Origin of the sequence: Methylobacterium sp. J-030, from assembly GCF_022829545.1 — a bacterium.
In the GTDB taxonomy this organism is placed as follows: domain Bacteria; phylum Pseudomonadota; class Alphaproteobacteria; order Rhizobiales; family Beijerinckiaceae; genus Methylobacterium.
Genome location: NZ_JAKSYM010000062.1, coordinates 37,189 through 46,808, shown reverse-complemented (window position 1 = coordinate 46,808; position 9,620 = coordinate 37,189). Strand labels below are relative to the sequence as shown.

Below are 9,620 nucleotides of genomic sequence, written 5' to 3'. Positions count from 1 at the left end.
CGTGTAAGCAAGCCTTTCACGTCCGCTAGGCCAGAATTTCTTACCTACCACCTTGCGACTCGTGTAAGCGTGACTTACCCTCTGAAGTCATGGCACGGACCGCGCTCAGCAAAGCGATCGAATCCGCCGGGGGCCCAAAGGCGCTCGGGCGCAAAATTGGCATTTCTTCACAGGCGATCAGCCAGTGGCAGGAGTGCCCGCCTCTTCGCGTCCTCGACGTCGAGAGAGCATCGGGTGTCCCTCGCCACGAGCTGCGACCCGACCTGTATCCAGTCACCGAAGCCGCCCCCACCGAGGGAGCTGCCGTATGATGTGCCTCTGCCCGCCTCAGCCCTTCTTGTCCCGGTCGAATTTCAGATGCTCGATGTCGTCGCAGCATGCATTCGAGCCGACCAGCGTCGTTCCGGCAGCTTGCACCGTCGTGCCGCCCCGCGGCCGTGATGCGCTCTCCACGGCCGTAGCGTATCGCGCGGTCAGTGTTCCGGGTGCCGCTACGCCAGAGGATTTCCCTTCCGAGCATCGTGATCCGCGGCCATCTCCGCAATCGTGCGCCCACGGCGCCGACCAAGCGGAGCTTCTGACGCGGGCTCGCTCGAAGCTGGATCGACCGTGCCGCCTGCCTCGGCGATCCGGGAGCTGACTCGATGCAGCTCCTCCTTCGCCCTCTCGACGGCGTGCGCGTAATCACCGTCCGCGAGGGGCACCCACGCGGTGAAACGGCTCTTATGGCCGCTCGCCTCGGTGATGCGCAGCTCAACCCGCCACACGTCCTGGTTGGGCGTGACGTGTTCGCGGATGAGGGCGTCGACGCTGATCGTCGGCGCGGCTTCGTCGGCCATGTTTCAAGCTCCATCGGTCTTCGCACTTCCGATGGTAGCCAGCGCGGTGGGGCTGTCGAGCTACGTGTTCGCAGCTTCACCCGCGCTTGCCTTTCGGCCGGCACGACCCGTGCAAGCCGTACCCCTGCCCATGGCGGGCGTTTCCTCCCTAAGACGACTGGCCGGGGCCTTCGGGCTCCGGTCCCTTTGGGAGGCGCCTGATGTCGGCGCGCGCCCTCAAGCCGGACTGCGATTGCCTCGAATGCCGGATCGGCCGCGCGGTCGACGGCTACTATGCCGAGAACGGCGATCGCGATCCCGTCTCCGGGCATCACCTCATCGACTCGTCTGAAGCGATCGCGAAGCTTCAGACCGTAGCCGGCGAGCTGATCGCCGGCTTGCGCGACCGCGGGCAGAGGCGCGCGGCGCTGAAGTTTGCCCACGATGCGCTTGATGCGGGTGTGCGTGCCGCGCGCTCCGGTGCCGCGGAATACGTCACCGTCGAATCCGCGGCGGAGCACTGACATGGCGTTCCTGCTGCTCATCCCCAGCATCGTCCTGGCGTACACCGCCCTCGGGTTCGCCCGGCTGATGGTGCGCGAGGTCGGCAAGCACGGGGTGTACAGCGACCCCGTGCGCCACGCCGTCATGGGGGCATGCTGCGCCGCCGGCGCGATCGCGCTCGGCCTCATAGCGACGGGGCGGCCCGCATGACGCGCACCGCCCCCGCCGTCCTTCACGCGCCTCACAGCCTGGCAGCCCCGGCGCGCGTCTCTCTGCATGGTGTCTTCGTCCTCCTCGCGAGGGCCGATCGATGACCGCCTCGCTGTTCCCGACCGGACCTGTCGGCCGATCCACCTCGATGCCCACAGCATCGAGGACTGCAATGGGAAAGTCTGGCCGCAGCAACGGTAGGATCGCCCCAAGTGATGGTAGAACTTTAGGAGAACGGGTTGCTTCGTACCTACGTACAAAGCACCCCGAGAAGACGGCAATCTACGTAGCCAGCGAGATCGGCGTCTCTTCAGAGACCGTCCGGAAGTGGCTCGAAACGGGTTCGGTCCCGAACGGAGCTGCGATGCTCGCGCTGATCCGGCGCTACCGGATGAGCTTCGTCGACGGCGTCCTCGGCGAGGATGCAGACGAGTGGATCGCGGAGCTCGCACGCCAGGAAGAGCAGGAACGCCTGGAGGCGAAGGCCGCCGCGATCCAACAGCAGCTCGCCTACGTCATCGGAGGCGGCGCGCGATGAGCGTCCGCTGGCATCTCCTGCGCGCCGTCGCCACGGCGCTCCGCTGGCTGTCGCTGCCGTTCCTGTTCGTCGGCGCGGCGGCGACCCCGATCCTGGCAGTGGCCGCAGCCTGCGAGGATCGCGCCCGCGAGTGGGATCCGCGCCTCTGGTCCCGCGGCCAGCACACCGACCTTCACCCGCCCCCTGGAGCTTGAGACCCGTCCATGCGCGCCCAGCTCGCCGCCCTCGCCCTCGTTCTCGCCAGTTCCTCGGCAGCCCTCGCGGCCGAGCCCCCAGCCTTCCGCCTCTGCACGGGGTCCGAATCCGGCAACTACTTCCGCGCCGGCCACATCCTGAAGAGCAAGGCCGGCAGCCTGAAGGTCGAGGTCGTGCCGACGCAAGGCTCGCTCGACAACCTGGACAAGCTCTCGTCCGGGCAGTGCGACGGCGCCTTCGTCCAGTCCGACGCGCTCCTGGTCTACTCCTCGAAGAACGCGGCCGCGCTCTCCACGATCGAGCGGGCCGGCGTGCTCTACCAGGAGCAGGTCCACCTCCTGTGCAACCGAGGCGCGGGCATCTCCCGCATCACGGACCTCGGCAAGGCGACCACGGTGGCGGTGGGTCCCGACGGCTCGGGTGGCCGCACCACCTGGGACGCCTTCGCGCTCGCCGACAAGAAGCGCTTCGGGCCGGTCAACGTCGACACCCGCTCGGGCGTGCGCGCGCTCTCCGCCGTCGCCGATGGCAGCCAAGTGCAGTGTGCTCTCTGGGTCGGCGCGCTCAACGCGTCCTTCATCAAGAACGACGCGCAGGCGCAGGGCGACCGGGTGGTGCTGGTGCGCTCCGACGACCGGGAGATGGTGGACGGCGCCAAGGACGCCCGCGGCCAGCCGGTCTACGGCTACGGCGAGATCCCGGCCGGCACATACCCGCGAATCCAGCCGGGCGGCCTCGTATTCGGCACCAAGGCGCTCGACACGATCGCGGTCGACGCCCTGTTCATCACGGCGCTGCCCTGGGTGAACGCCAACGAGCGCGCCTACGATTCGCTGCTGCGCGCCTTCACGGCCGCCAAGCCGCAGATCCAGGCGATCGCGCAGCCGCAGAACTGAAGCCGTGGCCACCCGCTCCCCCTCGTTTTGGCTGCTGATCGCCGTCCTCCTGGTCACGGCGATCATGGTGCACCCGAGCCTCGCCGCGCTGCTGACGGCGCCGGCCCAGCTGGGCCTGCTCGTGGCTCTGCGCTGGCAGGCGCGGCGCGAGGGCCGGGCGGCCGAGAAGGCGCTGCGCGTGCCGCTGCGCCGGGGGTTCGTCTGATGGCTGCGCCCCGCTCTTTGCCGGGGCTGATCTCGGCATGAATCCCGGGCGCGCCACACCGCGTGCCGTCCCCACTCCTAATCTGACTTCACAAGGGCGCGTGATGCGTGGGCCGAGGCCGTGGCTGTTGAGCGAGATCGTGGTCGCCGCGCGTGCCATTCTGGCGATCGAGCGTGGAGCGGCGCAGGCCCGCAAGCTGGCTGGAACCTCCCGGCAAATTACCGGAAGGTCGGAGGCTCTGGACCTCACTGCCGCGCGCTGGGGGAAGGCGAGAAGATGGCTCGAATGGGCGCTGAAGGCAAGTGACGCTGCTGAAGCCGAACCCGATCGCTTCGGCCGCGTCATGGGTTTCCTGGACCGCGCTGGCGCGCCCAATGTCGCCTGGGCCTGGATCGAGGAGAACCGCGAGCGCGCCGCCGGCGAGCTGACGCCGCTGCCCGCCGGCGGCGCGGCCGGTCCCGTGCTCACCCCGCGGTGGGACAGGCTCTCCGACGTCGCCGTGGCCGCCCGCGCCCTGCTGACGGGGATCCTGGACCACGGCACGCCCGTCCCGGGCGTGCGCTACCTGGACCCGGCCCGCCGCCGCACGCAGGCCCTGAATCACGTCGCCGCCCTATGGGGCCAGCGCGGCGACTGGCTCCAGAAGATCTTCGATCTCTGCGAGGCGGCCGAGGAGAATCCGGAGCGCTTCGGCTTCCTCGTCGACACGATGAACCGCGCGGGGCGCCCGCAGGCCGCCTGGACGCGCCTCGGCTCGCTCGTGGACGAGGCGCGCGTCGGCCTGCTGGTGCCGACGGACGGCCGCTTCCACACCCTCGTGATGGACGTGCCCTGGCGAGTCGACGAGATTTCGGAAGCCTCCGATCACGGCTACGCCCAGATGGGCTTCGACGAGATACTCGGGCTCAAGTCCCTGATCGACCGGTGGGCTGCCGACGACTTCTGTCACCTATGGTTCTGGGCGAAAAACAACTCGACGGGCCTCGCCCATCAGGCCCTCGAACACTACGGCTTCGACTTCAAGATCTCCCACATCTGGTCGAAGCCGATGGGCCGCGGGCGCTACGCCCGCAACTCGCACGAGACGGTGCTGTTCGCCATGCGCGGCGACCGCAAGTGCAAGGACGCCTTCCGGGGCACGCCGACCGTCCACGCCTGGCCGCGGCCGGACGGCCCTGAATCATCGAAGCCCGACGGCTTCTACGCGATGGTCCAAAGCCTATCGCACGGCCCCTATGGGGAGGCCTTCCAGCGGATGCCGCGCGACGGGTTCGTCGACCTGTACCGACCTGCCGAGCCCGTCCTCAGCGAGGCGGCCGAATGATCGCCGCCACCATCCTCATGGCGGTCGCTGCGATCCTCGCTGAGGCCCTCCACCGCAGGGTCCGGCGCGGAGATCCCGCGTCTCGGATCGCCGGCGTCACGGCGCTGCGCGTCGCCCTGGTGGGTTTCGGTATGGCGATGCCGGCCCTGCTCATGGCGCTGTTGAAGGCGGCGGGACTATGAGCGCGAATCCGCACCGCCGCAGCCTCCTCGGCCTGTTCGCCGCAGCACCGCTCGCCGCGGCCGCCGGCGTCCAACCCGCATCCGTGCTTGGCCGCGCTCAAGCGATATCGTTGAGCGCACGTGCCACGGACGGCTTCACTGGCGTGCTCGGCCGAGTGAAAGATCAGCTCAAGGGATTGGAATCGACCATCCCGGGGATCAACGTGATGCTCGATCGAGCTCATCCGCTCGATCTCGACATCGAACCGGCCTCCACCCGGTTCTCTGGCCTACTCAGCCGCCTCGATTCGAATCCCGCCAGCATCCCGGCCCAGCAGGCCGCCGATGTGCGAGCGATCGCCGCCCTGGCGCAGGCCTTCCCGCCCGAGATCGCGGCCTACCGCTCCTTCGGCGCCCCGATGCGCCGCCGGCTCTACGCCGAGCTGCTGACGCGCGAATCCGTACGGTTGGCCGCCGCGGGAGAACCGCTTCGACCTGAGCGAGGCGCGCCATGAGCGGCTTACCCGGACGTCGCCACCCGCTGCCCGACAACGCGATGTGCGACGAGCACCCCGACCGCCCGGCCGTCGCCAATGTCCAGGGCAAGACGGACAGCATGGGCTACGAGTCGATCCTCATGTGCCAGGAATGCCTGGACGCGGATCGCGCCTACGAGGCGACTGAAGAGGCCCGCAGCGGCACCTGCGATTGGTGCAAACGCGAGGCGACCGACCTCGCCTGGGCCCGGGACTACGAGGAAGGGATGAGCGGCCCGGTCTACCGGGTGTGCAAGGCGTGTCGCGACCGCGTCGAGGCCGGGGCCCGGCGCGAGCTCGATGAGCACGAGCTCGACTATCCGGAGGACGACGACTGGGACGACGAGCCGGACGACTGGGATCCGGCCGACGACTGCGGGCTGACCGACACCGGCACTTGCATGAACGCCGGCACCGAGTGGTGCGATTTCGAGTGTCCGCACCGCGGTCGGCTGGACGCGCCCGTACAGCCACCCCCGACGCCGTCGGCGTCACCCGGACCGGACGCCTAGCGTGGCGCCCGGGAGCAGGCCCCAGAGGGGTCCCGACTCCCGCCAGACTCGGAATCCGAATCCCCTTCCGGCCCGTCTGGGCCGCCTCTCCGCCTGCGCGCGCCACCCCTCCCGAGGTCACCCATGAGCACGCCCGCCATCCCGGTGCTGATGTCGAAGGACAATCCCGACGGCTGGAAGCTCGAGCTGCTCCTGCCCCAGCTCTGCCAGGAGCTCGCCGACAAGAACGCGCGGCTGGCCGGCGACCCCTCGGCGACCGCGATCCTGGTGCGGGCGAACAACGTCCGGATCCTCGACCTCCTCCTGGAGGCCGAGCGGCTTCAGCGGGACACGCAGGCCCGCCTGACCGAGCTCGGACCCGATCGCGGCCCGAGCGGCCGGCCGCGCATCGGCGCCGGCTCGGCCGGCTCGCAGGCCTGAGCCCGTGTCCCTCCTCTCTTTCCTCTCCCCGTCCGGGCGCCGTCGCCCGTCCGTGCGGGAATCCCTCGGCGACCTCACAGGCAAGCTCATGAGCATCGAAGCATCGGTCACCCGGATCGAGGCACAGAACGCCGTCATCGCCGAAGTCCTGGTCGGCGTCTTCGAGGTCCAGAAGACCCACACCGAGATGCTGAAGACCCTGTCGGCGGCCGCACCGCAGGCGATCGACACCACGGGACTCGACGCCTCGATCGCCGACACGGACGCCAAGCTCGCGACCCTGACGCAGCCGGCCGGCAGCGGCACCGCGACCGGGGCCGCCGTGCAGCAGCCCGACCCCGCGACTGGGACGGCCGCGGCCGGCGCCGAGCCCGGCCCCACGACCGCCCCGCAGCCCGACGCGCCCGCCGCCGGCGCCACCACGGCCGCCTGACCCGGGAGCGCTGACGCCATGATCACGCAGCTCTGGCCCCTGCCCCGCGGTCCCCCGCGCCCAGCCCCACAGATCTTCGCGCGCCCTGCGTCAGGTCCCAGCCTCGTGCCCGACTGATGCCGCCCGGTCCGGACGAGATACCGGCCTTCCGCAGGTCCTGAGCCCACGCCTCCAGACGCCGTCCCTTTCGGCGGAGGCGACCGCTCGGCCCGCGCCGCGAGATCCCCACCCGCCACACCGATCCGCACGGCGTCGCGACCAGCGATTCGGCCGACGGGTTTTTGCGTGCCCGGAGCCGGACAGGCTTCGCGGCCGGACGATGAAGCTTTGCCCTCAAGAAGGCAGCCCAGCCATGACGAACATACGCCGCCGCCGCGATCGAACCTTCACCACCGTGCCCCTCGACCTGTTCGAGGATGCGCGGCTCTCCCTCCCGGCCATCGGCCTGTACTGCTGGCTCGCCGACGAGACGCGAACCGGCGACGAGGCGATGGCGCGCTTCGGCATCAACCGGGCGCAGCTCACCATGCTCGTGGTGCAGCTCAACGAGGCCGGCTTCATCGAGCTTGAGGGAGCCGGTTCATGAGCTTCCTCGCCGAAGCCTGGGCCGACGCCCAGAAGCCGCAGACAGGCGGCCAGCTCCACCTGCTGCGGATCATCGCGAGCCACTACCGGGACGAGGAAGGCTACGCCTGGCCCTCGAACCGCTACCTCGCGGCCAAGACGCTGGCATCCGAGGCCACCGTCGAGCGCAACCTGACCGCCTTGGAGCGACAGGGCTACCTGCGCCGCGAGACCAAGACGTGGGGCCCGAACGGCGGCGCCAAGCGGCACATCTACCTCAGCTTCGATGCCGAGCAGGTCGAGGAAGGCCTCCGGCAGAAGCGCGCGCGGCCATCTCGAAAGCGGGCCGGGGAGGCCCAAATCAGGTCCCCTCAAAATGAGGGGACCTGCCGGGACGCGCGAGCCGGATTGAGGGGACCTCAAATTGAGGGCCAGGTCCCCTCATTTTGCGGGTCAGGTCCCCTCACCGGTGAGGGGACAGAATCCCTTGGGACTCCCTTGGGGAATACCAGACCCCCCAATCCCCCCGAGGACGGGGGGACGAACGCCTCTCAGAATCGGGATGGGGATCAGGGAAGCGGCGGGACCGGTCAGCTAGCATCGGACGGCGCCAGCGCGGCGTCGACCAAACAGAAGGCTCGCCAAGGGGGCGATGCGGCCGCTGGCGGCGAGCCCGATCCGGTGGCGGCACGATTCGCGGAGCTGGCGGCGGTCTGGCCGGACGGCCTCGTGCGCAGCCGGGAGCGCGATGCCCGGGCCCTATTCGGCGCGCTGTCCGATTCGCAGCAGATCGCCGCGATCGCCGCGGCCCGCGCCTACGCCGCCCACGTCCAGCGCAAGCCGGGCTACGCCTTCGCCCTGCAGACCTGGCTGAGACAGACCGACTTCAGCGCGCCACCTCGGCTGGCAACCGGCACGGCCGCCCCGCCCACCCGAGTGTTCGTCCGCGAGGGGTCGCCCGAATGGGATGCCTGGGCCGCGCACTACCGGCGTCAGGGTCGGCCGATGATGACCCCCATCCAGATTGGAGGCCAGGACGGCTGGCGATTCGAGAGCGCCTTGCCGCCCGCAGCGACGGTGGCCGCGTGATGGCCGACGACTTTACCCGCACCTCCGCCCTCGCTCCCGCCCCGTGGGATCGCGGCCGCGCCGAGAAGGAAGCGCGGACGATGTTCAGTAACGCAGCCCTCAAGCCCGTAGCGGCCGCGCTCGCCGGCGCCCATCCCCGCGCCCTGGACTACATCCGCCAGGCGCCCGTGATCGTGCTGGCCGCCGCTGTCGGCCGCCCGCACCGTATGAACGGCCGGCGCGTCCGGACAGCGCTGCACGAGAGCCTCGGGGCGCGCTGCCGCCGCGGCGAACGGTTGCGCGAGGTGATGCGGGCCTACGGCTGCGTCCCACAGCTGCGCGCGCTCCACCCGAAGGCGCTGGCACTCGGCCGCTGGCCGGTGATCCGGCTCCTGTGCGGCCTACCGCCGTCCCGCCTTGCGCCGATTATCCCGGCCGATGCGCGTGCTCAGGATGCCTGGATGAAGGCGCTGGCGACCTGGGTGGATCACATCGCGCGGCGCGGGCACCGCAAGGGGATGGAGCAGCACTTCGAGTGGGCGGCCCGGGCTCTCTCGACCGAGGTCGGCGCGCGCGAGGAGGTCGTCACGGCGGTGGCCGATCTGTTCATCGAGGCGATCCAGCCGAACCCACGGGGCGATGCCCGGATCGATCCGCGCTGGACCTTCGCGCAGGCTGCCACCGCCGCGGCGCGCTGGCACGAGGCGCTGAACCGTGAGCTCGCCGAGCGCCGGATCTGGTCCCGCCGGGACGACGACTTCGACCGACCGGTGGACTACGCGCCGCTGTGGAACGAGCCATTCGAACTCGGCGGTTACGAGGTCGTCCCCCTGCGCTCGGGGCGCGATCTCAGCCAGGAGGGCGTCGCCATGCACCACTGCGTCGGCAGCTACATCTCCGACGTGCGCAACGGCTCATCCCGGATCTTCTCCCTCCGTCGCGACGGACGGCGCATCGCGACCATCGAGATCGGCGGGGCATTCGAGCGGCTGGCGCTCCGCCAGGTTCGCGGACCCTGCAACGCGTGGCCAGTCCGAGACGTAATGGACGCGGCGCGCGCCCTGGAACGCCAAGCCAAGGCCTGCTGGGAGGAGGCGCGCACCCCACCGAAGCGTGGGATCGCTGGAACCGCGACGATCACTGGCGCGGATGGAACACAGGTCGTGCTGAAGGGCGAGATGCGCTTCACTTCGCTGGAGCGGCGGCGATGAACGACGGGCATTCTGATCTCGACCG

General features: G+C 70.1%; 17 protein-coding genes. 16 read left to right on the top strand and 1 reads right to left on the bottom strand.

Annotation, left to right across the window (positions count from 1 at the left end; translation table 11 throughout):
* Window positions 1–89: 89 nt before the first annotated feature.
* On the top strand, window positions 90–311 hold the full coding sequence (locus MKK75_RS03110; RefSeq protein WP_244041170.1) for a transcriptional regulator: 222 nt from the start codon (window positions 90–92) through the stop codon (window positions 309–311).
* Window positions 312–491: 180 nt separating this feature from the next.
* On the opposite strand, the gene MKK75_RS03105 is transcribed toward MKK75_RS03110, so the two are convergent.
* Window positions 492–839 carry a hypothetical protein gene (locus MKK75_RS03105; RefSeq protein WP_244041169.1) on the bottom strand — a complete coding sequence of 116 codons (348 nt, stop codon included), beginning with the start codon at window positions 837–839 and terminating at the stop codon, window positions 492–494.
* A 200-nt stretch (window positions 840–1,039) separates the two neighbouring features.
* On the opposite strand from MKK75_RS03105, the gene MKK75_RS03100 reads away from it, so the two are divergent.
* The 15 genes from MKK75_RS03100 to MKK75_RS03030 all read left to right on the top strand — a co-directional run bounded on the left by MKK75_RS03100 (window position 1,040) and on the right by MKK75_RS03030 (window position 9,595).
* Window positions 1,040–1,342: a hypothetical protein gene (locus MKK75_RS03100; RefSeq protein ID WP_244041168.1), complete on the top strand. Its 303-nt coding sequence runs from the start codon at window positions 1,040–1,042 to the stop codon at window positions 1,340–1,342.
* A gap of 1 nt (window position 1,343) precedes the next feature.
* A complete protein-coding gene (locus tag MKK75_RS03095; protein ID WP_244041167.1) occupies window positions 1,344–1,532 on the top strand; it encodes a hypothetical protein in 189 nt (62 codons plus the stop codon).
* A gap of 364 nt (window positions 1,533–1,896) precedes the next feature.
* The gene (locus MKK75_RS03090; RefSeq protein ID WP_244041166.1) at window positions 1,897–2,070 is read left to right on the top strand and encodes a hypothetical protein; all 174 of its coding nucleotides are present in this window, start codon (window positions 1,897–1,899) and stop codon (window positions 2,068–2,070) included.
* Window positions 2,067–2,264: a hypothetical protein gene (locus MKK75_RS03085; protein WP_244041165.1), complete on the top strand. Its 198-nt coding sequence runs from the start codon at window positions 2,067–2,069 to the stop codon at window positions 2,262–2,264. Before MKK75_RS03090 ends, MKK75_RS03085 begins: the two co-directional genes overlap by 4 nt.
* Before the next feature lie 9 nt (window positions 2,265–2,273).
* A complete protein-coding gene (locus MKK75_RS03080; RefSeq protein ID WP_244041164.1) occupies window positions 2,274–3,161 on the top strand; it encodes a TAXI family TRAP transporter solute-binding subunit in 888 nt (295 codons plus the stop codon).
* A 4-nt stretch (window positions 3,162–3,165) separates the two neighbouring features.
* Window positions 3,166–3,366, top strand: coding sequence for a hypothetical protein (locus MKK75_RS03075; protein WP_244041163.1), 201 nt, complete (start codon window positions 3,166–3,168; stop codon window positions 3,364–3,366).
* A 127-nt stretch (window positions 3,367–3,493) separates the two neighbouring features.
* Entirely contained in the window at window positions 3,494–4,690 is a 1,197-nt protein-coding gene (locus MKK75_RS03070; RefSeq protein WP_244041162.1) for an MT-A70 family methyltransferase, read from the top strand.
* Window positions 4,687–4,872, top strand: a complete 186-nt coding sequence (locus tag MKK75_RS03065) for a hypothetical protein (protein WP_244041161.1) — start codon at window positions 4,687–4,689, stop codon at window positions 4,870–4,872. The genes MKK75_RS03070 and MKK75_RS03065 overlap by 4 nt, the downstream gene beginning before the upstream one ends.
* Before the next feature lie 110 nt (window positions 4,873–4,982).
* Complete coding sequence (locus MKK75_RS03060) at window positions 4,983–5,366, top strand: hypothetical protein (RefSeq protein WP_244041160.1); 384 nt, start codon at window positions 4,983–4,985, stop codon at window positions 5,364–5,366.
* A complete protein-coding gene (locus tag MKK75_RS03055) occupies window positions 5,363–5,899 on the top strand; it encodes a hypothetical protein (protein ID WP_244041159.1) in 537 nt (178 codons plus the stop codon). Before MKK75_RS03060 ends, MKK75_RS03055 begins: the two co-directional genes overlap by 4 nt.
* 123 nt (window positions 5,900–6,022) lie before the next feature.
* Window positions 6,023–6,319, top strand: coding sequence for a hypothetical protein (locus tag MKK75_RS03050; RefSeq protein ID WP_244041158.1), 297 nt, complete (start codon window positions 6,023–6,025; stop codon window positions 6,317–6,319).
* Window positions 6,320–6,407: 88 nt separating this feature from the next.
* Entirely contained in the window at window positions 6,408–6,752 is a 345-nt protein-coding gene (locus MKK75_RS03045; protein WP_244041157.1) for a hypothetical protein, read from the top strand.
* A 352-nt stretch (window positions 6,753–7,104) separates the two neighbouring features.
* Window positions 7,105–7,338 carry a hypothetical protein gene (locus MKK75_RS03040; protein ID WP_244041156.1) on the top strand — a complete coding sequence of 78 codons (234 nt, stop codon included), beginning with the start codon at window positions 7,105–7,107 and terminating at the stop codon, window positions 7,336–7,338.
* Window positions 7,335–8,405 carry a helix-turn-helix domain-containing protein gene (locus tag MKK75_RS03035; RefSeq protein ID WP_244041155.1) on the top strand — a complete coding sequence of 357 codons (1,071 nt, stop codon included), beginning with the start codon at window positions 7,335–7,337 and terminating at the stop codon, window positions 8,403–8,405. Before MKK75_RS03040 ends, MKK75_RS03035 begins: the two co-directional genes overlap by 4 nt.
* On the top strand, window positions 8,405–9,595 hold the full coding sequence (locus MKK75_RS03030) for a PcfJ domain-containing protein (protein WP_244041154.1): 1,191 nt from the start codon (window positions 8,405–8,407) through the stop codon (window positions 9,593–9,595). The genes MKK75_RS03035 and MKK75_RS03030 overlap by 1 nt, the downstream gene beginning before the upstream one ends.
* Window positions 9,596–9,620 lie beyond the last annotated feature (25 nt).

Excerpts from the sequence above, each read along its gene's own strand:
- MKK75_RS03110 (WP_244041170.1), top strand. The coding sequence starts at position 90 with ATGGCACGGACCGCGCTCAGCAAAGCGATCGAATCCGCCGGGGGCCCA.
- MKK75_RS03105 (WP_244041169.1), bottom strand. The coding sequence starts at position 839 with ATGGCCGACGAAGCCGCGCCGACGATCAGCGTCGACGCCCTCATCCGC.
- MKK75_RS03100 (WP_244041168.1), top strand. The coding sequence starts at position 1,040 with ATGTCGGCGCGCGCCCTCAAGCCGGACTGCGATTGCCTCGAATGCCGG.
- MKK75_RS03095 (WP_244041167.1), top strand. The coding sequence starts at position 1,344 with ATGGCGTTCCTGCTGCTCATCCCCAGCATCGTCCTGGCGTACACCGCC.
- MKK75_RS03090 (WP_244041166.1), top strand. The coding sequence starts at position 1,897 with ATGCTCGCGCTGATCCGGCGCTACCGGATGAGCTTCGTCGACGGCGTC.
- MKK75_RS03085 (WP_244041165.1), top strand. The coding sequence starts at position 2,067 with ATGAGCGTCCGCTGGCATCTCCTGCGCGCCGTCGCCACGGCGCTCCGC.
- MKK75_RS03080 (WP_244041164.1), top strand. The coding sequence starts at position 2,274 with ATGCGCGCCCAGCTCGCCGCCCTCGCCCTCGTTCTCGCCAGTTCCTCG.
- MKK75_RS03065 (WP_244041161.1), top strand. The coding sequence starts at position 4,687 with ATGATCGCCGCCACCATCCTCATGGCGGTCGCTGCGATCCTCGCTGAG.
- MKK75_RS03055 (WP_244041159.1), top strand. The coding sequence starts at position 5,363 with ATGAGCGGCTTACCCGGACGTCGCCACCCGCTGCCCGACAACGCGATG.
- MKK75_RS03050 (WP_244041158.1), top strand. The coding sequence starts at position 6,023 with ATGAGCACGCCCGCCATCCCGGTGCTGATGTCGAAGGACAATCCCGAC.
- MKK75_RS03045 (WP_244041157.1), top strand. The coding sequence starts at position 6,408 with ATGAGCATCGAAGCATCGGTCACCCGGATCGAGGCACAGAACGCCGTC.
- MKK75_RS03040 (WP_244041156.1), top strand. The coding sequence starts at position 7,105 with ATGACGAACATACGCCGCCGCCGCGATCGAACCTTCACCACCGTGCCC.
- MKK75_RS03035 (WP_244041155.1), top strand. The coding sequence starts at position 7,335 with ATGAGCTTCCTCGCCGAAGCCTGGGCCGACGCCCAGAAGCCGCAGACA.
- MKK75_RS03030 (WP_244041154.1), top strand. The coding sequence starts at position 8,405 with ATGGCCGACGACTTTACCCGCACCTCCGCCCTCGCTCCCGCCCCGTGG.